This window comes from Streptomyces sp. NPDC055189 (assembly GCF_053606765.1).
The window spans coordinates 15,075-36,442 of sequence record NZ_JBSGSG010000048.1; the positions used below are offsets into that span (position 1 = coordinate 15,075).

Here is a 21,368-nt window from a genome sequence, read left to right on the forward strand (position 1 = left end):
AGGCGGCGGCAGACGATGGCGCACGATCACGATCACGGGCACGGCGAGGCGCACGGCCACAAGCACGGCCACCACCACGAGGACATCGACTGGGCCACGATGGGCCCGATGCTGGAGCGGCACGCACAGCTCGCCGCTCCCCAGAACCGCGAGATCGCCGCATGGCTGCGCACCTGGCAGCCGGAGCCGACCCTGATCGCGGACGTGGGATCAGGCTCCGGCTCCGTCTCGTTCCTCCTCGCGGAGATCTTCCCCAAGGCGGAGGTGATCGCGGTCGACCCGGCACAGCCGCTCCTGGAGCGCGCACGGGCGCGGGCCGACCGGGAGGGCCTGACGGACCGGGTCGCCACACTGCAGGCCGAACTCCCCGAGGGAATAGACGCGTTGCCGCCCGCGGACCTCCTCTGGATCGGCCGTGCCCTGCACCACGTCGGCGATCAGCAGGCGGCCCTCGCCGCCCTCGCCGACCGGCTCGCACCGGGCGGCGCGATCGCGCTCCTGGAGGGCGGCCTGAACCCCCGCAGCCTGCCGCGGGACATCGGCTTCGGCCGACCGGGCCTGCAGACCCGCTTCGACCTGGCGGACGAGAAGTGGTTCACGCAGATGCGCGCGGAACTGCCGGGCGCGAAGGCGGTCACGGAGGACTGGCCCGCGCTCCTCACCGAAACGGGCCTGCGCCACGCCGGCACCCGCTCGTTCCTCCTTGACCTCCCGGCCCCCGTCTCCGACTCCGCCCGCGCCCACCTGATCACCGAACTCTCCCGCCGCCGGGAGATGCACGCGGAGACGCTGGACGCCGACGACCTGACCACGGTCGACCGCCTCCTGGACGCAAACGACGAACAGAGCCTGCACCACCGGCCCGACGTGTTCCTGCTGTCGGTGCAGACGGTGCATGTGGGGGTCAAGGAGTAGCCGGACAGTGGCCGGGGCGGGCGTAGAGGGTGACGCGCCAGCCCCGGGCGCTCTTCGTGCCGCACTGTTCGAAGTGGTCATCGAGGACATCACGCTTCACGGTCTCCCGCTTGATCAGGTCGCCGGGATCGCGGGACGGATCGGTGACGAAGACGATCCGGCGCTCCCCGAGCATCCGGGCGCGGATGACATCAGCGGGCACCTCGGTGCCGTACAGGGTGTGGGACGCGGCCGGGCCCCGGTCGAGTGCGAGGTCGTCGAGTCCGGCGACGGCGTGCGGGTGCGGCAGGGACCAGCCGCGGCGTCGCAGAGGCATGTACAGCACGGCGTCGCCGCGGCTACCTGCGTCCTGAATGGCCTCCGTGACCGCTGACGTGTCGTCGAGGCGGCTCTCCGGAGTACGCAGATGCATGCTGACGGGAGCCAGCGCGACCAGAGCGGCAGCGGCGGCCGTCACGGCGATCGCGGCTCGCCCGCGTCCGCCGCGTGCGATCCGGTCGAGCAGCGCACCGACGAGCAGCGCGAGCCCGGCGAGGCAGTACAGGACGTAACGGTCGGCGTAGAGAGGCTTGAGCGGGGCGATGAGCAGCAGCGTGAGGGTGGGGACGGCGAGGAGCGACAGTGCAAGCCGCCGTAGCCCGACCGGCCGCTCCGCGTGCTCCGCCTGCTCTCCCAGGAACGCCGCGCAGACCACTCCGGCCGCGCACAGGCCGACGGCCCCCGCGTACAAGCCCGGATCGACGTGGAGCCACCCGACCTGCGCCTGTTGCCGTTGGCTCAGCACGGCGAGCGGCAGCAAACCCGCGGCCACGACCGCCGCGACCAGCGTCCACGGGCGGCGTGCGATCCGAGGCACCGTCAGAGCATGCGCGGGCAGCGCGAACACGGCGAACTCGTGCAGCAGACACGCCAGCAGCATCAGGGCCCCGTACCGGCACCACAGACGGCGTGCCCGGCGTCCGTCGGCCGAAGCCGCGCGTACCAGCAGATACGTGGCCCAGACGACCGCCGCACACACCATCGCGTACGAACGCCCCTCCTGTGCGAAGCGCTGGATCGACGGCACCACCGCGAACGCGGCCCCGGCGAAAAGCCCCGCTCGCGGACCGGAGAGATGCCGCCCGATCACCGCCACCCCGGCTGCGGCCACGCTCATTGCCAGGACGGACGGGACTCGCATCACCAGCAGCGGTTCGGCGCCTCCGAAGAGCGCACAGACGCGGAAGAGACCGTAGGTCAGCAGGTAGTAGAGCCCGTGCACGGCGTCCGCGTTCCCCAGTGTGTGCCAGAGGTCGGAAAGGCTGCGGTGGGCGATGTCGTACGTGACGGCTTCGTCCCGCCACATGTGGCCGCCACGGCGTACGCCCCACAAGCCCAGAGCGAGGGCGAGCAGCGCGCCGGGCAGGACGACGGGCAGCCACCGGGCGCGATCCCGGAGCAGCAGGGCACGCCCGGCTTTCCGAACGGGGGTCTGCGGCGGCGGTGAAGGGGTGGTTCGGGTGACGGTGGCGATGGCGGGCTCCCCGTGCGTGTGTGTCGGCTTGGCCGGGTCCGAAGGCCGGTCCGTGAAGGCCGACTTCAGTGGCACGCGGATTGATGGGCAGCCCTGTTTCGCCGTACCGATCAATTGCTAACGTGGGCCGGAATCTTGACCAGAGGGGGCTGGGAAGGACGGGGAGCGAGATGGGGCGCCGGGAGAAGCCGCTGGAGCCGACGGCGGGGCCCGTCCAACGCTTCGCGCACGAACTGCGCAAACTCCGTGTGGAGGCGGGCAGTCCCACCTACCGGGCCATGGCACAGCGCGTGCCGTACTCGGCGCCCACGCTCTCCGCCGCCGCCGCGGGGGAGCGGATCCCGACGTTGCCCGTGCTGCTCGCCTACGTGTCCGTGTGCGACGGGGATCCCGGAGAGTGGGAGAGACGCTGGTTCGCGACGGTCGCCGAGGACATCGAACGCGACACGGACGAGGGCGATTCGCCCTATCCGGGGCTCGCCCGGTTCGGCACCGACGACCAGGCCCGCTTCCACGGCCGCGGCGACCTCGTGGACGAGTTGGTGCGGCTCGTCTCGCGCCGTCGTGTGGCGGCGGTGATCGGTGCTTCCGGCAGCGGCAAGTCGTCGCTGCTGCGGGCCGGGCTCATCCCGGCGCTGCGTCAGCCCACCGACGCGTGGCGGCCCGCCGCGATCCGCATTCTCACCCCGGGCGACCGCCCGGCCCGGACGCACCAGGGCCTCTTCACGCCCGCCGACCGCGACGGCGACACGCTCCTCGTGGTCGACCAGTTCGAGGAAGTCTTCTCGCTCTGTCACGATCCGGACGAACGGACCGCCTTCCTGACGCGGTTGCTGGCCGCCGGCTCCCGCGAAAGCCGCCTGCGTGTGATTGTGGCCGTGCGCGCCGACTTCTACGGCCGCTGTGCCGAACACGGCCCGCTGGCCGACGCTCTCGGCGATGCCAACCTCCTTGTCGGTCCCATGCAGCCGAGCCGTCTGCGTGAGGCCATCGTCAGACCGGCTGCGGCGCAGCGGCTCATCGTGGAGCGGCCCTTGACGGCCCGGATCGTCGCCGACGTGGCGGACGAGCCGGGCGGACTGCCGCTCATGGCCCACGCCTTGCGTGAAGTTTGGCGGCGGCGCAACGGCAGGACACTGACGGAGGCGGCGTACGAGGCGATCGGCGGTGTCCGGGGTGCCATCGCGCATACCGCGGAGGAAGTCTTCGGCCGTCTGACGGAGGCCGAGGCCGCGACGGCGCGCCGGCTTCTCCTGCGGATGGTGGCACCGGGCGACGGCACGCAGGACACCCGACGCCCCGTAGACCGTGCCGAATTGCCGCCCGGCTGCGACGACGTTCTGGAACGCCTGGTGGCCGCGCGGCTGCTCACCGTCGACGGCACCACCGTGGACCTCGCCCATGAGGCCCTGATCAGTGCGTGGCCGAGGCTGCGGGCGTGGGTGGACGCGGACAGGGAACGGCTGCGGCTGCACCGGGCACTGACCGAGGCGGCCGTGGCGTGGGAGGAGCTGGGGCGGGACCCGGGGGCGGTGTACCGGGGGACGCGACTCAAGGCGGCTCGGGAGATGTTCGGCGAAGTCCCTGCGAGGGATGAACCGACCCGGCTCGGAGCCGCTGGTGAACTGACGCCACTCGAAGCCGGGTTCCTCCGAGCGGGCATCGACGTCCACGAAGCCGGAGTACGGGACGGAACCCGTGCCGCGAGGCGTACGCGTGCGTTGCTGTCCGGCCTCGCCGTACTGCTCTGCCTCGCCGTGGTGGCGGGCGTTGGCGCCTGGCAGCAGAACCGGAACGTGGAGCGGCAGCAGGCGCAGGCCGAGGCGCGGCGGATCGTCGGAGTCGCGCGGACGCTGCGCCTCTCGGACCCGGTGACCGCGATGCGGCTGAGCGTGGCGGCTTGGCGGGTGGCCGATCTGCCCGAGACGAGGGAGGCGGTACGTACCGCGGGGTCGTGGCAGGAGCAGGACTCGTTCTCCGGCCCCGGGGGCGCCAACGTATCCAACGTGCCCGGCCACTTGAGCGCGGACGGCCGTACGCTGACGGCCATCGACCGTGACCGTGTGGTGCGGTGGGACATGCGTGACCACGACCGCATCGGCAGCTACGACAGGCCCGGTATCCACGAGAACAACATGGACGTCAGCGCCGACGGACGACTGATCGCGCAGCAGGGCGAAGACGGCGTCCTGGTGTGGGACCTGGGCAGGAACCGAGCCGCGGGCCCGCGCTTCGGAACGGGTGAGCGGCAGGACACCGACGGCTGGTTCGGGCCGAGCGGTCGGACTTTCATCGTCCGCGCCGGGGTACGCGGCGGGGCGACGGTGCAGGTGTGGGACGTACGGCGGCACAAGTTGCTCGACGAGATTCGTCACAGGACCACGGAGAGCCCCGCTCCCGCGCTCAGCCCGGATGACCGGCTCCTCGCGTCCTGTTCGGAGAAGGGAAGCGCGGAGAAGGCTGGCCGTCTCTCCGTCCGGGACATCGCGAAGGGGCGGGAGATCCCGCGGACTTGGTCGCGCGAGGTGGACGAGAAGGTCTGCGGCGCCGCGGAGGTGGCCTTCACCCCGGACAGTCGAGCGCTCGCCTTCTCCGTGCCGGGAGGCATCCGTACGTGGGAGCCGCGTACCGGACGTGAGCGACCGAAGATCAAGTTGCCCGGTCATCTGGAGGGCAGCCTGGACTTCGCCGACGACGGTGCCACCGCGGCAGTCCTTGCCGACGGCGAGATCACCCTGTGGCGGACGAAGGCGCCGGGCATCCCGCTGCTGAGGTATCCCCTACAGGACCGTGGAGCCACCGACGTGCGGCTGGACACGGTAGCCGGGGTAATCCGCTACCAGGCCGGCGCCGGAGCCGTGCGGACCCTCGACATCCGTGCGGCCCTGAAGACGCACCGGCTGGAGCGGGTTCTCGCGTCGGCACGCTTCAGCCCGGACGGGCGCACCCTTGTGACCGTCGAACGCCGTGGCGGAGAGGCCGAGTTCAGGCTGCGGGATGCGCGGGACGGCGCGGCGTCGAAGTCGCTGCCCGGTCCGGCATGCCCGGACTGCGGGACGCAGCCGTGGGCGTTCTCGCCGGACGGCCGGACGCTCGCGTACGGGTTCACGGGGCGGCGCGGCACGACCGTTCGGCAGTGGGACGTCGGGAAGGGCGAGGAGTCGGCCCGTACGACGGTGCCGTCGACAGTGGAGAGCATCGTGGTCCCGCCGGGCGGTGGGGGAGTCGTCACCGGTGGGACGCCGCAGGGCGCCCGGGACAACGACAACTGGGAGATCGAGGTCTGGAAGATAACCAGGAACAGCCGCAGCAAGGTACTGCGGCGGCCGACCGGCGGTCTTGCAGGGACGCTGGCGCCCGACGGACGCTCGGTCTTCACCTGGGACGGCGTGCTCACCGACCTCGCGACGGGACGTTCTGCGCGGGCGGTGCGTGGCGAGAACCTGCTGGAGGCCGCTGCCTACAGCCCCGACGGCCGCTATCTCGCCGTGGCCGACGAGAAGGGAAGACTCACTCTGTGGGATGCCCGCGGCACTGGCGTACTAGGTGTGCTCTTCCCGGGCTCATACGAATCGGCCGGGGAGGACCTGGAGCTTGCCTTCTCGAAGGACGGGCGCTACCTCGCGGCGGGCGGGGCGGACGGCGTCGTTCGCGTCTGGGAGTCGGAGACCCCGCGCCTCGATGGCGCCGAGTACCCCGGCGTCGACGGGGCCGTCCTGGCGCTCGGCTTCGCAGGGGACGAACTGCGGGTGGCGACCGCGCACAATCCCGTTCGCTCGGTGCCGGTCACGGCGGGCCGCGCGGCGGACGTGGTGTGCGATCGAGCCCGCGGCGGGCTCAGCAGATCGCAGTGGCGTACGTACATGCCGACTGCCGAGTACCGGGAGACCTGTTGACGCAGGCGGGCCTGAAATCGCCTACAGGTCTCCCGACGGAACTCCGCCTCAGACCACGTCGAACGAGGCCGGGTCCGGACCCAGGCGGCGGTCCTCGTTCAGGGCGCTGATCGCCGAGATGTCCTCGGGGTCCAGCTCGAAGCCGAAGACGTCGATGTTCTCCTTGATCCGCGACGGGGTCACGGACTTGGGGATCACTACGTTGCCCAGCTGGATGTGCCAGCGCAGGACGACCTGAGCGGGCGTACGTCCGTGCTTCTGGGCGATCGCGACGATCGCCGGGACCTCGAGCAGACCCTTGCCCTGGCCGAGCGGGGACCAGGCTTCCGTGGTGATGCCCTGCTCCGCGTGGAACTCGCGGGCGGCGCGCTGCTGGAGGTGCGGGTGGAGCTCGATCTGGTTGACCGCCGGGACGACCGACGTCTCGCCGAGAAGGCGCTCCAGGTGCTCGGGCAGGAAGTTCGAGACGCCGATGGCCTTCGCGCGGCCGTCCGCGTGAATCTTCTCGAACGCCTTGTACGTGTCCACGGCCAGGTTCTTGGAGGGCAGCGGCCAGTGGATCAGGTACAGGTCCACATGGTCGAGGCCGAGCTTCTCCAGGGACGTGTCGAAGGCGCGGAGCGTCGAATCGTAGCCCTGGTCGTTGTTCCAGAGCTTCGTCGTGACGAAGAGGTCGTCACGGGCGATGCCGGAAGCGGCGATGGCCCTGCCGGTGCCCTCTTCGTTGCCGTAAACGGCCGCGGTGTCGATGCTGCGATACCCGGCCTCCAGCGCCGTCGCGACGGCGGTCTCGGCCTCGTCGTCCGGGACTTGCCAGACGCCGAAACCGAGCTGCGGCATCTCGACGCCATTGTTCAGGATGATCGGGGGGACCTTGCTCACGAGCTTTCGATCCTTAAGTCGTCGGGTGGTACTCCCATGGTCAACGATCAGGTGCGGTGCTGCATTCCATGACCACCTGCGTGGACCACTTGCGAGTGAAGTCCGGTCGTCAATTTGGTCCGCACCATTGACCGCGTTCCGTCATGCCGCGACTCTATTGCACGCCGCTGAACGCAGAACACTCATGTGAACGCCCGGTGAACTCTTCACGGCACCCTGCTTTACCCCCTCACCAGGGGGCTCCCGCGTCTTCGGATCGTTAGGAACCTTTCCTGACAACGCAAAGGAGAGCACACCCCCCATGTCACACACCCCCCGCACGTCCCCCCGCAGAACAGCCACCGCACTGACCGCGGCCGGAGTCCTCGCGGCGACGGCGTCCCTCGCCCTGGCGGCCCAGTCGTCGGCCGCGCCCACGGAGGCGAAGGCGCCGGCAGCGGCGACGGCCAAGGCGTCCGGCACCATCCACGCGGCCCCGTACGAGTACCTCGGCTGGGGCAGCCCGCAGAAGCCCAGCGACGTGATGGCCGCGACCGGCGTCAAGTGGTTCACGCTCGCCTTCATCCTGTCCGACGGCGGCTGCAACCCGGCCTGGGACGGCAGCCGCCCGCTCAAGGGCGGCTCCGACGAGTCCGCCATCAAGTCCATACGCGGCGCCGGCGGCGACATCGTCGTCTCCGTCGGCGGCTGGAGCGGAGCCAAGCTCGGCGAGAAGTGCGGCAGCGCCACCGCACTCGCCGGGGCGTACCAGAAGGTCATCGACGCCTACAAGCTCAAGGCGTTCGACATCGACATCGAGGACACCGAGTTCAGCAACGCGACCGTGCGCCAGCGCGTGGTCGACGCCCTCAAGATCGTGAAGCAGAAGAATCCGGGGATCGTCACGTATGTGACCATGGGCACGACCCCGAGCGGTCCCGACGCCACCGGCAAGGACCTGATCAAGCGCGGCGCGGCGGCCGGTCTCGACAACAACGCCTGGGTGATCATGCCGTTCGACTTCGGCAGCCACAGCGGTTCCATGGGCGATGCCTCGGTCAGCGCACTGGAAGGCCTGAAGGGCGCGGTCAAGAGCGCCTACGGCTACAGCGACGCCGACGCGTACAAGCGCATCGGCGTCTCCTCGATGAACGGCAAGACCGATGTGGCGGGCGAGACCGTCACCACGAACGACTTCAAGAAGATCCTCGCCTACGCACAGCAGCACCACATCGCGCGGTTCTCCTTCTGGGCCGTCAACCGCGACCGTGACTGCTCGTCGGGCGGCAGCGCCGGTGACTCGTGCAGCGGCGTGTCGCAGGCACCGTACGACTTCACCAAGATTGTTGCCCAGTACGGAGGTTGAGGTCGTCGGCCGCTAGGCCGCGGTGGTTCCGAGGTAGGCGTCCCGCACCCGGGGGTCCGCGCGTACCTCGGCCGCCGTGCCCTCGGCCAGGACGTGCCCCAGGTCGAGGACCATTACGCGGGCGCAGAGCTCCATCACGAAGGCGACGTTGTGTTCGACGAGGAGTACGGCGCAGTTCTCCTCGGTCGCGAGATGCCGGATGACGGTTGACAGGTGGCCTCGCTCGCCGGCCGTCATTCCGGAGGCGGGCTCGTCCAGGAGCAGCACTCCGGGTGGGTCCGCCACCGCGCGCGCCAGTTCCACCATGCGGGCCCGACCGACGGGGAGTGCGGCCGCGTAGTCGTCGGCCAGCGCATCAAGTCCGCACTCATGCAGGACTGTTGAGGCGCGCTCCCGTCGCTTCTTCTCGTGCGTGTGCCGGGTGGGTGCCGAGAGGAGATCGGCGGCGAAACCGCCACCGCCGCCCCGCCACTCCTGCGCGACGAGCAGGTTGTCGGCGACCGTGAGCTGCCCGAAGAGCTGCTGGCGCTGGAAGGTGCGGCGCATGCCGTGCCGGGCGCGCCAGACGGGGGAGCGGCGGGTGATGTCGGTGCCGTCGAGCAGGACGCGGCCCCGGTCGGGGCGGCGGATACCGGAGACGACGTCGAACAGCGTCGTCTTTCCCGCCCCGTTGGGACCGATGAGGCCGCAGACCTCGCCGGGGCGCAGGCTCAGGTCCACGTCGGTGAGGGCATGGATGCCGCCGAAGCGGACCGTGATGCCGCGGGCTTCGAGTACGTCGCTCATGGCTTGCCCGCTCCTTCGGTGTGGCCCTGCGCCGCGATGCCCAGATAGGCCTCGGTCAGCTGGTCCGCCCGCACCTCGGAGCGCGGGCCGCACCAGGAGACCCGGCCCTGTGCGAGGTAGGCGACGGTGTCGGCGATGCCGAGGATCTCGGCGGCCTTCTCCTCCACCAGAAGCAACCCCGTCCCCGCGTCGCGGAGTTCGGCGAGGAGGCGGAAGACCTCGTCGACCACGCGGGGTGCGAGGCCGAGGGACGGTTCGTCCGCGATCAGTACCTTCGGAGGGTGCTGGAGGAGGGGTGCGAGGGCGAGCATCTGCTGTTCTCCCCCGGAGAGGGAGCCCGCGGTGACCTTGCGCCGTGCGGCCAGGCCGGGGAAGCGGGCGTACACGGCATCGCGGGCGTCTTCCTCCGGGAGGTGCAGGGCGAGGTTCTCCTCGATGGTGAGGGAGGGGAAGATGCCGCGGCCTTCGGGGGCGAGGACGATTCCCGCTCTGGAGCGGGGGACGGGGCCGGTGCGGGTGGCGTCCGCCCCGGCGATGTGGATCTCCCCCTTGGCGGGGGTGATCAGTCCTGCCGCGACTCGGCATGTCGTGGACTTGCCTGCCCCGTTGGGGCCGAGGAGGGCGACGATTTCGCCGGGGTGGACGGTGAGGGTCACTCCGTGGAGTACGGGGGTGCCGTCGTAGCCTGCGTGGACGTTGCGTAGGGCGAGGGAGGCCGGGGATTCTTCCCCAAGCCCACCCCTTCCCGAAAACCCGCCGGCGCGGGGGCCTTGGTGGCCGTCATCACCGGCTTCGCCGAGTTCGTCCTCAAGTGCCGGACGGGCTGAAACCCCCGCCACGCGCCGCCGATGCAACCGCACCGAAACCGCCGCGCAGTACCCGTCAGGATCATTGGCCAGCGCAAGTCCCGCCAACCCGAACAGAATGACCGGCAACTGCACCGACTCCGTCACGTAATCCGCGATCAGATGCGGCACGATCGCGAAGACGAGGCCCGCCACCACCGCGAACTGCGGCCTCCGCACCCCCGCGGCCACCACCACCGCCAGCCACACCAGACCCGTCATCGCGGTGAAGTCCGTGGCGGTGATGCGGGTGTTGAACGACGCGTACATCACGCCGCCGAACCCGGCGAGCCCCGCCGACAGGGTGAAGAGCAGCAGTTTCGTCCGGATCACCGAGACTCCGGACGCCATCGCCGCCGCCGGAGCGGACCGCACCGCCAGCATCGCCCGTCCCGTCGCCGACCCCCGCAGCGCGCTGAGCGCGGCCACGGCCACCGCCACCAGGACGACCATCGCCACGCCCATCGCCCGGTCGTCGCTCAGGTCGACGGGGCCGAAGACGGCGCGCGGGATCTCCCACCCGGTGTCGCCGTTCCTCAACCAGCCCATCTGGAACAGGACTTGATCGGCGAGGAAGGCCAGGGCGAGCGTGGCCAGGGCAAGGGACCGGCCGCCGAGACGCAGCGCCGGCAGTGCGACAAGGGCGCCGAGCACCGCCGCCCCGCACGTACCCACCAGCGCGGCAGCGATGAACGGCCACCCGTGGCTCATCAGCAGCCCCGCCACGAGAGCCGCGCCCGTCACGAACGTCGCCTGCGCCAGGGACACCATCGCGCCGAGCCCCGTCACCACCGTGAAGGAGATGAAGACGAGGGAGATCGCGAGCCCCTGCGCGAGGATGCCGCTCCAGAAAGGTGTGGTCACCGTGTAGAAGGACAGAGCCAGCAGGATGCCGGCCGCCGCCCACGGGCCCCACCTGCGCAGCCACGACTTCCCGGCGAGATAGTCGATCGGCGGCGCGTCCACCGCCGCCGTGCCCGCGGTCCGCTGCCGCCGCGTCATCACGAGCAGCCCGGCGAAGAGGATCAGGAACGGGACCGCCGTACGGAATCCGGTGATCTTCTCCGCGAAATCCGCGTACCCGGCGACCAGATTCTGCAGGACACCCAGACCGAGCCCGCCCGCGAACGCCAGCGGAATCGACATGAAGCGACCGAGCACGGCGGCGGTGGCCGACACGAACAGGAAGAGGGTGAAGTCGTGTGATGACAACCCGAGCAAGGGAGTCGCAAGGACTCCCGCCAGGCCCGCGAGGCCCGACGACAGCATCCAGGCCACCGACGAGAGCCGGTCCGCGCTCATGCCCCGCAGCTCCACGAGCGAGCGGTTGTCCACCGCGGCCCGCAGCCGGAGCCCCAGCGGTGTGTGCCGCATCAGGACCCACAGGCCGATCGCGACCACGGCCGTCGCGACCCATGTGATCAGCTGGTCCGAGTCGATGCCGACGCCGTCCATGAGCTGCCAGTTCTCGGCGGGACTCGGCCCGACGCCCGGCAGTCCGAACTGGTTCTCGGCCGGTTTGACGGGTGCTCCCGCATCCTCCAGGAGCTCCACCGTCCACAGGCCGAGCGCGGGCAGCGCGACGAGCAGTCCGATCGTCGCCACGATCTGCGCGGTCTCGCCGACCCGCGCCAGCTTGCGGAACATCAGCCGGTCGAGGCCCCAGCCGAGCGCGGGGGCCACGACACAGACGAGCAGGAGCGCCGTCGGGACGGCGGGCCAGCCGAAGCCGGAGTGGAGTTCGTAGAAGGCGAGCGCGCAGAGGTAGGCGGTCGCGCCGTGCGCGAAGTTGAAGAGGCCGGACGCGGAGTAGGACAGGACGAGGCCGGTCGCGAGCAGCGCGTACAGGGCGCCGGAGACGAGACCGCTCAGCACGAATCCCAGCAGGTCGGACATGGCTGCCCCGCCCTTCTACTTGAAGGGGATGGGTTCGTAGCACTTGAAGGGCGCGGAGACCGAGTACTTCCCGTCCTTCAGCTGTACGAGCGCGCCGCAGCCGAACGACTCCTTCTGGCCCTTGGGCAGGCTGCGGTCGCCGACCATCGTGTCCTTGTCGGAGAAGCCGTTCGCCGCCTGCTGGAAGGAGTCGACGGTCAGCTCCTTGCCCGCCTCACCGGCGACGGCGAGGAAGAGGTCGGCGGACATGTAGCCGGTCATCATGTGCATGTTGAGCGGCACGTCCTCGCCCGCCGTCTTCCTGATGTCGGCCTTGAACTGCTTCATCGCCGCGGTGTTCTGCTCGAACGGCTGGAAGGCAAGGAGGATGTGCACGCCGTCGAGCGCCTTCTTCGTCGCGCTCTTGGCGAGCAGACCCGGGTCGTAGTCGGTCGGGTCGGTGATCACGCCCTTGAACCCGGAGCGCTTGACGGCCGTGAACAGGCCGATGTTGTACGGGGTCTGCATCACGGAGACAACGACGTCCGGCGCCTTGCCGCCGTCGGAGCGCAGGATCTCCTTCGTGTACGCCGACCAGTCGCTCGGCACGGAGGTCGCGGGGACGGTCGACTTGGCGTACGTGACCTCGTAACCGGCGGCGGCGAAGCTCTGCTTGTAGGTGCGGATGGCGAAGGTGCCCGCGTCGTTGTCATTGGCGAGGATCGCGACGGACTTGCCCTTCGAGCCGTCCGTCACCTTCTTCAGGCCCTCGGGCCAGCTCTGCGTGATGGTGCCGCCCGGCATCGGCACCATGCAGCCGCCGTAGCCGTACATGTAACTCGGTCCGCAGAACGGCGGGATGGTGCCCCAGCCGAAGGTCGGGACCTTCTGCTTCTGGAGGAAGTCGGATCCGGAGAAGGTGACCGAACTCATCGGCGCGATGGCGAACACCTTGTCCTGCTGGACGAGTTTGCGTGCCGCCGCGAGATTCTTGCCGGGGTCCTGGCCGTCGTCCTCCGCACCCAGGTAGTCGACCTTCCGTCCGTGGACGCCGCCTTCGGCGTTCGCGCGCTCGAAGCGGGCCTTGGCCCCGAGGTCGGTGTCCTTCTTGCTGTAGCCGCTCGCGGTCGTCATGGAGACGATGCCGCCGACCTTGATGGAGTCGGCGGTCACTCCGCGTACGGAACCGCCCGCCTTGTCGCCGTCGCCCGAACCGCTGCTGTTGGAGGCGGAGTTGCAGGCGGTGGCGAGCAGCAGTGCGGCCACGGTGGCGGTGATGGTGCGGATCGATCGCGACACGAGTCGAGCCCTCTCCGTCGAAGTGGGGCTGATTCTGTGCGGGACCTGATGAACCGTCAATAACCGGCGCGGCGGAAATTGATGAACCGTCAGAAACCCGCCGTCGCGTGCCTCACGACCGGTACAGAGCTTCGACCTCCGCCGAATAGGCCGTCTCGATCGCCTTGCGCTTCAGCTTCAGCGAAGGCGTGAGCAACCCGTGCTCCTCCGAGAACTGGTGGGCCAGTATCCGGAACGTACGAATCGACTCCGCCTGGGAGACGAGCGTGTTGGCGGCCACCACGGCCCGGCGCACCTCGGTCTCCAGATCCGGGTCGCGCACCAGGTCGTTCGGGGGCATCGACGGCTTGCGGCGCATGGTCAGCCAGTGCTCGACGGCCTCGCCGTCCAGCGTGACGAGCGCCGCGATGTAGGGCCGGTCGTTGCCCACCACGATGCACTGCGCGACCAGCGGATGGTCGCGCACCCGCTCCTCCAGCTGGCCCGGCGAGACGCTCTTGCCGCCGGAGGTCACCAGGATCTCCTTCTTGCGCCCGGTGATCGTGAGGTAGCCGTCCTCGTCGAGCGCGCCCAGGTCGCCGGTGGCGAGCCAGCCCTCGTGCAGGGTCGCGTCGGTGGCCTTGGGGTCGTTGAGGTAGCCCTGGAAGACGTTGCCGCCGTTCAGCCAGATCTCGCCGTCGTCCGCGATGTACACGGTGGTGCCGGGGATGGCCTGGCCGACCGTGCCGTAGCGGGTGCGCTCGGGCGGGTTGGCGGTGGCCGCCGCGGTCGACTCCGTCAGGCCGTACCCCTCGTAGATCTCCACGCCCGCGCCCGAGAAGAACAGGCCCAGGCGCCGGTCCATGCCGGAGCCGCCGGACATCGCGTGGCGCACGCGGCCGCCCATGGCCTCGCGGACCTTGGCGTAGACGAGCTTCTCGAAGAGCGAGTGCTGCATGCGCAGGGCGGCGGAGGGTCCGGGGCCGGTGCCGAAGGCCTTGGCCTCCATCGCGTCCGCGTACCGCACGGCGCACTCCACGGCCTTGTCGAAGGGGCCCGTCTTGCCGTCCTTCTCGGCCTTGCGCCGCGCCGCGTTGAAGACCTTCTCGAAGATGTAGGGCACGGCCAGGATGAAGGACGGGCGGAACGCCGCGAGGTCGGGGATGAGCGCCGCCGCGTTCAGGCTCGGCTGGTGACCCAGCTTGACCCCGCCGCTCACCGCCGCGATCTGCACCATGCGCCCGAAGACGTGCGCAAGGGGCAGGAAGAGCAGCGTCGTCGCCTCGTCGCCGCGCCGGGAGTGGAAGACCGGCTCCCAGCGCTGGATGACCGTCTCCGCCTCGAACATGAAGTTCGCGTGGGAGATCAGACAGCCCTTGGGGCGGCCCGTGGTGCCCGAGGTGTAGATGATCGTGGCGATCGAGTCGGGCGTGACGGCGCGCCGGTGGCGGTTGACCACCTCGTCGTCCACGTCCTGGCCGGCGCGGTACAGCTCGTCCACGGCGTCGGCGTCCAGCTGCCACAGCCTGCGCAGCTGCGGCAGCCGGTCGATCACCGAGCCGATCGTCATCGCGTGGTCCTCGTGCTCGACCATGGCCGCCGACACCTGCGCGTCGTGCAGCATCCAGAAGACCTGCTCGGCCGACGAGGTGGGGTAGACCGGCACCACCTGGGCGCCGACCGTCCAGAGCGCGTAGTCGAAGAGCGTCCACTCGTAGCGGGTGCGGCACATGATGGCCACGCGGTCACCGAAGCGCACGCCCTGGGCGAGCAGCCCCTTGGCCAGCGACATCACCTGGTCGCGGAATTCGGCCGATGTGACGTCGCGCCACTCGCCGTCCGTCTTGCGGCCGAAGGCGATATGGAGCGGATCCGCGAGGGCATGGTCGAACACGACGTCGGCAAGGCCGCCCACCAGCGGCGCCGACGCCATCGGAGGGTTCGTGAACTCGCGCAATGATGCTCCTTGTGGCGCTCCGCACAGCGCCGGTGACGGTACCCCACCGCGGAGCCCGGCGGGAGAGGGGTGACCGACCCCTCGGTACGTACCATTCACGCTGGTCACACGGGTAAATCCGGCCACAAGGGGATCGGCGGGACAGAATACTTACGGTTCAGTAAGTTTCGGTGGCGTAATCTCCACCGAATCTGTACGCAGCGGTTACGGCTGTGACTGGCTCGCGGGGACCCACTCCGAAGGTGCCGGAATCTTCGCCTCCGGTGTGCCGCCGGACGCCGCGCGGGCCGACCGCACCATGATCAGGACCGCCGCTCCGGCCGCCAGGCCCACCACGCCCGCGACGACCGCCGAGGAGTTCAGGCCGGAGGCGAACGCCGTCCGCACGGCATGATCGGAAAGCGTGCCACGCATGGCAGCCGCACCGCCGCCCGCGACGGTGTGAGCCGCGTCATGGCCGAGCGTGTCCTGCATGCGCGAGGTCAGCACCGTGCCGAAGACGGCGACGCCGAGCGCGTACCCGAGCTGGCGGAAGGTGTTGACCGCGCCGCCCGCCATCCCCGCGTTCGCCGGCGGGACCGAAGCCAGTGCCGCACCTCCGAGCGCCGGCGAGACCAGGCCCGTGCCGACGCCCGCGAGCGTGAGCCCGGGCACGAGCGCGCCCCAGGACGATCCGGCGTCGAGCACCGCGAGGGCGACTCCGCCCGCGCCGATCAGGAGCAGACCCACGCCGATGGTCAGCCGCGCGGGCACCCCGTGAAGGAGCCGTCCGCCGATCGCGGCCACCACGAACGACGTCGCGGCCAGCGGCAGCATGACGAGGCTGCCGGTCACCGGACTCATGCCGAGCACGGTCTGCAGCCAGATCGAGAGGTAGGGCATCAGGCCGAACGCGGCCGCGTTGTAGCCGATCGCGCCGACCAGGACGCCCGTGAAGGCGGGCATCCGAAGGAGCTTCAGGTCGAGCAGCGGGTGCGCGACACGGCGTTCGACGGCCACGAAGGCGGCGAGCGCCAGCACCGCGACCGCGAGGGTCACCACGGTGGGCGCCGACGTCCAGCCCTCCGACCCGGCCCGCACCACCCCGTACGTCAGCGCGCCCGCGAAGAGCGCGAACGTCACCGTGCCCGCCCAGTCGACCCGCCGGCCCGCATGCCCCTTCGACTCGGGCACCACGCGCAGCGTCAGCCACATCGAGGCGACGCTCACCGGCAGGTTCACGAAGAAGATCCACCGCCAGCCGGGACCCTCGGTGAGCAGCCCGCCCACGATCGGCCCCATCGCCGCCGCGGCCCCGCTGACCGCGCCCCAGACGCCGAGCGCGACCGACCGGTCCCGCCCCTGGTAGGCGGCGCCGAGCAGCGGCAGCGTCGTCGCGAACATCGCCGCGGCGCCGAGTCCCTGCAGGGCGCGGGCGGCCACCAGGACCTCCGCGTTCGTGGCGAGCCCGCAGCCGAGCGAGGCGAGCGCGAAGAGCGCGGTGCCCACCACGTTCAGCCGCCGCCGGCCGAGCACGTCCGCCGCGGCCCCGACCCCGAGCAGCAGCGCGGCGAGCGCGAGCGCGTAGCCGTCGATCACCCACTGCAGATCGCTCAGCGAGGCGTCGAGCGCCCTCGCCATGTCGGGCAGTGCCACGACCACGATGGTCACGTCCAGCAGCAGCATGAACGTCCCCAGGCATACCGCTGTGAGCGGCCCCCATGTACGCATCTTCCAGTCCCCTCGTGGGTTTCGTACGACCCTCGTACGACCCTCGTACGATGGAGGCCGACCGGACGATCGAAATCATCAGCCGCGCAACAACGAAGGAATCCGACACCGATGGGCATCGCAGTAGCGGAATCCGCCATCCCGATCACGCAGGACTCGCTGGACGTCAGGCTCCTCCAGGCGCTCGAGATCGACGGACGCGCGCCCTTCAGCAAGATCGCCGCCGTCCTCGGTGTCTCCGATCAGACCGTGGCACGGCGTTATCGCAGGCTCGTCTCCGACGGCAGCCTGCGCATCGTCGCCGTCCGGGACCACGGGAGGCTCGGCCTCGACCAGTGGATGCTGCGCCTTCGCTGCGCCCCCGACGGCGCCGAGGCCATCGCGAGCGCCCTGGCACGCCGCCCCGACACCGCGTGGATCGGCCTCACCTCCGGCGGCACCGAGGTCGTCTGCTGCACCCGGCCCCGCACCCGCTCCGACCAGGACGACCTGTTGCTCGGCAAGCTCCCGCGCACCCCGCACATCATCGACATCCACGCCCAGCAGGTCCTGCACCGCTTCTTCGGCGGCCCCGACGGCTGGCTGATCAAGCACGGCCCGCTCACCGACGAGGAGATCGCGGCCCTGCGCCCCGCCGCGACCGCCGTCCGCGCCGACGGACCCCCGCGCATCGAGCCCGAGGACGAGCCGCTCGTCGCCGCGCTCGAAGAGGACGGCCGCGCGACCTACCCGGAGCTCCAGCGGGCCACCGGCCGATCGGAATCCGCGGTCAAGCGCCGCCTCGGCGCTCTCCTCGCCTCCGGCGCGATCTACATCGACATCGAGTACGCCAACACCCTCATCGACCGGCACGTCGGGGCGATGCTCTGGATCACCACCGCCCCATGGGCCCTGGAATCGGTGGGCAGGGCGCTGGCCTCGCACGCCGAGATCGCCCACGCGAGCGCCGTCGCGGGACCCTCGAACATCATGGCCACGGCCGTGACCCGCGACATCCCGGCGCTCTACGCCTACCTCAGCGGGCGACTCGGCCAACTCGACGGCGTCCAGCACGTCGAGAGCGCGCCGTTCATGCGCCGCGTCAAACAGCTCACCTACCGGCCCTACCCCCGCTGACGGACTGGCCCTACCGCCGCTGACGCCGCCGGTGCAGCCGGTCGCCGCCCGCCAGGATCGACGCGGCGAGCGCGTCCGCCGCGCCCTGCGCCGAGGCCCGCCGCTCCCCGTGCAGGAGCACGAAGTCGACCGCGCCGAGCTCCGGAAGCCCCGCCCGCTCCGGGACACGGACCAGGCCCGGCGGGATCAGGCCGTGGGAGTGCGCCATCACGCCGAGCCCGGCGCGGGCCGCGGCGACCAGGCCGTTCAGGCTGCCGCTCGTGCAGGCGATCCGCCAGGCGCGGCCCCGCCGCTCCAGGGCCTCCAGGGCGAGCGCGCGGGAGATGCCCGGCGGCGGGAACACGATGAGCGGCACCGGCTTCTCGGGGTCCAGGCGCAGCCGCTCGGCGCCGATCCAGACGAGCTCGTCGTGCCAGACCAGTTCGCCGCGCGGATCCTCCGGGCGCCGCTTGGCCAGGACGAGATCGAGCTTGCCCGCGTCCAGCTTCTCGTGCAGCGTGCCGGACAGTTCGACCGTCAGCTCCAGATCGACGTCCGGGTGGTCGTGCCGGAACGACTCCAGGATGTCGGTGAGGCGGGTCAGGACGAAGTCCTCCGACGCCCCGAACCGCAGCCGCCCGCCGAGCCGCGTCCCGGTGAAGAACGCCGACGCCTGCTCGTGCACCTCCAGGATCCGCCGTGCGAAGCCGAGCATCGCCTCGCCGTCCTCGGTCAACTCCACCGAGTGCGTGTCGCGCGCGAAGAGCTGGCGTCCGGTGGCGTCCTCCAGGCGGCGCACGTGCTGGCTCACCGTGGACTGGCGAAGGCCCAGGCGGCGGGCGGCCTGAGTGAAGCTCAGCGTCTGGGCCACGGCGAGGAACGTACGGAGCTGGGCGGGGTCGTACATGGTCACCAGGCTAACGCGGCTATCGCGGAACGTGATGACAGTCAGAGCGGTATCCGGGATTCCCGATTGCGGTGATCAGGAGGATCATCGAGAGGGCACGATGTGAACCGAACCGATGGAGCGAAGTGAAACGCCCGAGCTGGCCCTCCTGGATGCCGATCGACCCCTACATCCTGGCGTTGCTCGGCACAGTAGGTGTCGCCGCGCTGCTGCCCGCGCGCGGCGTCGGCGCCGACATCGCGGGCGGGGCGTCCACCGCGGCCGTCGCGTTCCTCTTCTTCCTCTACGGGGTGCGGCTCTCCACCCGCGAGGCCCTGGACGGACTCAAGCACTGGCGGCTGCACGTCACCGTCCTTGCCTGTACGTTCCTCGTCTTCCCGCTGCTCGGGCTCGCGGCCAAGGGCCTCGTCCCGTACGTCCTGACGCCCGCCCTCTACAGCGGGTTCCTCTTCCTGACGCTCGTGCCCTCCACGATCCAGTCGTCGATCGCCTTCACCTCCATGGCGCGCGGCAACGTCCCCGCGGCGATCTGCGCGGGCTCCTTCTCCTCGCTCGCCGGCATCGTCGTCACACCGCTGCTCGCGGCGGCCCTGCTCGGCAACAGCGGCGGCGGGTTCTCCGCGGACTCGGTCCTGAAGATCGTCCTTCAGCTCCTCGTGCCCTTCCTCGCGGGCCAGTTCATGCGCCGGTGGATCGGCGGCTTCGTCGCACGCCACAAGAAGGTCCTCGGCTACGTCGACCGCGGCTCGATCCTGCTCGTCGTCTACACCGCGTTCAGCGAGGGCATGGTGCAGGGCATCTGGCACCAGGTGACACCGCTGCGGCTCGGCGCGCTGCTGGGCGTCGAGGCGGTGCTGCTCGCCGTGATGCTCGCGCTGACCTGGTACGGGGCCAAGCGGATGGGCTTCGACCGCGCGGACCGCGTGGCCATCCAGTTCGCCGGGTCGAAGAAGTCCCTGGCGGCCGGACTGCCCATGGCCAGCGTCCTGTTCGGGGCCCAGGCCTCGCTCGCCGTGCTTCCGCTGATGCTCTTCCACCAGATGCAGCTGATGGTCTGCGCGGTGATCGCCAAGCGGCGCTCGCGCGACCCCGAGGACTTCGTCGGCGTCACCGAGCCGTCGCAAGCCGCAGAGACACGAACCGCGGTCGGTACAGGGACACGTTCCGGCTGACGTTCGCCTGCGCGCTCTGAGGCGCCGCGTCCAGCCAGTTGACGTCGTAGCTGAGCAGCAGCCGCCCGTTGCCGCTGAGCGCCGGATGGGCCTGGGGGTTGTACGCGGCCATGTCCTGCTGGGCCGAGCCGTCCTTCGGCAGGGGCGTCGAGAAGCCCTTCGCGGGGCCGTGCCAGGGGCCGGTGGGCGAACACGCCCAGTACGAGGTGACGTTGGTCAGGCCCTCGGTGCCCGCGGCCATGGTGAACAGGACGTACGTCCCCTTCACGCGCACCACAGTGAACGCGCTGCCCACACCCTTGCGTTCACCGTCGCCCAGGACGTGGCGCGGTGTGCCGGACTCCGTCCAGTCGTCGCCGTCCCAGTACCTCCACGCGCCGGGCTCGGCGAGCCTGCCCTTGGGGACGCGTGCCACATAGGCGTGCGAGGCGGGGCGGGCGGCGGCCTTCCCGTCGTTGCCGCCGAAGACGTACGTCCAGTCGCCGTCGTCGACCGTCGTCGTGCCGTACAGGACGCGCTTGTCGGGCTCCGGCACGGAACTCTGGTCGGAGACCTTCACGATGCCCTCGACGCGCAGATCGGGCAGCGAGAGCGTGGCGACCTCGGTGGCGGTCGGGACGCCGTAGATCCACGGGCCCGTCCCGGTGGCGCGGGTCCACAGCAGGACGCGTACGACGTCCTCGGACGAGCCGGGGGAGCGGGGCTCCACCTTCGCCGCGACCGGCCAGCGCCACTGCTGCGGAGCCGGGTCCGGGAAGAGCGGGGCGGGCAGGGTGCGTTGCAGAGTGCCCGAACGCGACATCACCACGGCCGAGTTGCGGACCATGGGAGCGGTCGCGTCCCGCCAGGTGTGCGGCTGGCCCGCCGGGTTGGGCGGCGCGTGCACCTGGCCGAGGAAGGTGTCGGAGAACAGCCACAGGAGCCGCCCGTCCGGCAGGCGCACCGAATGCGTGCCGTCGCCGCCGGTCCAGTCGTCGGCCCGCGCCGTGTCGTCGCCGTAGCGGGCGAACGCCCCGGTCACCTTGTCGTCGGCGGCCCAGGACGAGACGGTCCGCGCCTCGCATGCGTCACCGCCCTCCCGGTCTTCCGGGAGGGCGATGAGGAGCACGGCCGCACAGGCCAGGGCGAGCAGCAGGACGATCCAGGTCCTGCGCGCGCTCCGGCCTCCGCGTGGACCTTGGTCGGCGGACAC

At 70.7% G+C, this 21,368-nt stretch carries 14 protein-coding genes; 5 read left to right on the top strand and 9 right to left on the bottom strand.

Translation table 11 applies throughout. The features are described from left to right. Positions 1-15: 15 nt before the first annotated feature. Positions 16-915, top strand: a complete 900-nt coding sequence (locus ACWFR3_RS28405; protein ID WP_453737488.1) for a class I SAM-dependent methyltransferase — start codon at positions 16-18, stop codon at positions 913-915. On the opposite strand, the gene ACWFR3_RS28410 is transcribed toward ACWFR3_RS28405, so the two are convergent. Beyond that, the gene (locus ACWFR3_RS28410; protein ID WP_453737489.1) at positions 905-2,503 is read right to left on the bottom strand and encodes a glycosyltransferase family 39 protein; all 1,599 of its coding nucleotides are present in this window, start codon (positions 2,501-2,503) and stop codon (positions 905-907) included. The genes ACWFR3_RS28405 and ACWFR3_RS28410 overlap by 11 nt on opposite strands. Positions 2,504-2,598: 95 nt before the next feature. Here ACWFR3_RS28410 and ACWFR3_RS28415 point away from each other — a divergent pair, with 95 nt between their 5' ends. Further along, on the top strand, positions 2,599-6,324 hold the full coding sequence (locus ACWFR3_RS28415) for an nSTAND1 domain-containing NTPase (protein WP_453737490.1): 3,726 nt from the start codon (positions 2,599-2,601) through the stop codon (positions 6,322-6,324). Between the two features lie 48 nt (positions 6,325-6,372). Here the strand turns inward: ACWFR3_RS28415 and ACWFR3_RS28420 are convergent, their stop codons facing one another. Beyond that, the gene (locus ACWFR3_RS28420) at positions 6,373-7,164 is read right to left on the bottom strand and encodes an aldo/keto reductase (protein ID WP_453737528.1); all 792 of its coding nucleotides are present in this window, start codon (positions 7,162-7,164) and stop codon (positions 6,373-6,375) included. Positions 7,165-7,507: 343 nt separating this feature from the next. Here ACWFR3_RS28420 and ACWFR3_RS28425 point away from each other — a divergent pair, with 343 nt between their 5' ends. Next, complete coding sequence (locus tag ACWFR3_RS28425; protein WP_453737491.1) at positions 7,508-8,551, top strand: chitinase; 1,044 nt, start codon at positions 7,508-7,510, stop codon at positions 8,549-8,551. 12 nt (positions 8,552-8,563) lie between these two features. On the opposite strand, the gene ACWFR3_RS28430 is transcribed toward ACWFR3_RS28425, so the two are convergent. From ACWFR3_RS28430 to ACWFR3_RS28450, 5 genes are all read right to left on the bottom strand, one after another. Beyond that, positions 8,564-9,337 carry an ABC transporter ATP-binding protein gene (locus tag ACWFR3_RS28430; RefSeq protein WP_453737492.1) on the bottom strand — a complete coding sequence of 258 codons (774 nt, stop codon included), beginning with the start codon at positions 9,335-9,337 and terminating at the stop codon, positions 8,564-8,566. Next, positions 9,334-12,078, bottom strand: coding sequence for an ABC transporter permease subunit (locus ACWFR3_RS28435; protein WP_453737493.1), 2,745 nt, complete (start codon positions 12,076-12,078; stop codon positions 9,334-9,336). Before ACWFR3_RS28435 ends, ACWFR3_RS28430 begins: the two co-directional genes overlap by 4 nt. 15 nt (positions 12,079-12,093) lie before the next feature. Further along, positions 12,094-13,356 carry an ABC transporter substrate-binding protein gene (locus ACWFR3_RS28440; RefSeq protein WP_453737494.1) on the bottom strand — a complete coding sequence of 421 codons (1,263 nt, stop codon included), beginning with the start codon at positions 13,354-13,356 and terminating at the stop codon, positions 12,094-12,096. Between the two features lie 112 nt (positions 13,357-13,468). After that, positions 13,469-15,292, bottom strand: coding sequence for an AMP-dependent synthetase/ligase (locus ACWFR3_RS28445; RefSeq protein ID WP_453737495.1), 1,824 nt, complete (start codon positions 15,290-15,292; stop codon positions 13,469-13,471). A 204-nt stretch (positions 15,293-15,496) separates the two neighbouring features. Next, positions 15,497-17,002, bottom strand: a complete 1,506-nt coding sequence (locus ACWFR3_RS28450; RefSeq protein WP_453737496.1) for an MFS transporter — start codon at positions 17,000-17,002, stop codon at positions 15,497-15,499. 111 nt (positions 17,003-17,113) lie between these two features. Here ACWFR3_RS28450 and ACWFR3_RS28455 point away from each other — a divergent pair, with 111 nt between their 5' ends. After that, positions 17,114-18,118, top strand: a complete 1,005-nt coding sequence (locus tag ACWFR3_RS28455; protein ID WP_453737497.1) for an Lrp/AsnC family transcriptional regulator — start codon at positions 17,114-17,116, stop codon at positions 18,116-18,118. A gap of 10 nt (positions 18,119-18,128) precedes the next feature. Here ACWFR3_RS28455 and ACWFR3_RS28460 read toward each other — a convergent pair whose 3' ends face one another. Beyond that, a complete protein-coding gene (locus ACWFR3_RS28460) occupies positions 18,129-19,004 on the bottom strand; it encodes a LysR substrate-binding domain-containing protein (protein ID WP_453737498.1) in 876 nt (291 codons plus the stop codon). Positions 19,005-19,129: 125 nt separating this feature from the next. Between ACWFR3_RS28460 and ACWFR3_RS28465 the strand changes: the two genes are divergently transcribed. Beyond that, on the top strand, positions 19,130-20,176 hold the full coding sequence (locus ACWFR3_RS28465) for a bile acid:sodium symporter family protein (protein ID WP_453737499.1): 1,047 nt from the start codon (positions 19,130-19,132) through the stop codon (positions 20,174-20,176). Here ACWFR3_RS28465 and ACWFR3_RS28470 read toward each other — a convergent pair. Next, the gene (locus ACWFR3_RS28470) at positions 20,112-21,368 is read right to left on the bottom strand and encodes a DUF4185 domain-containing protein (RefSeq protein WP_453737500.1); all 1,257 of its coding nucleotides are present in this window, start codon (positions 21,366-21,368) and stop codon (positions 20,112-20,114) included. The genes ACWFR3_RS28465 and ACWFR3_RS28470 overlap by 65 nt on opposite strands.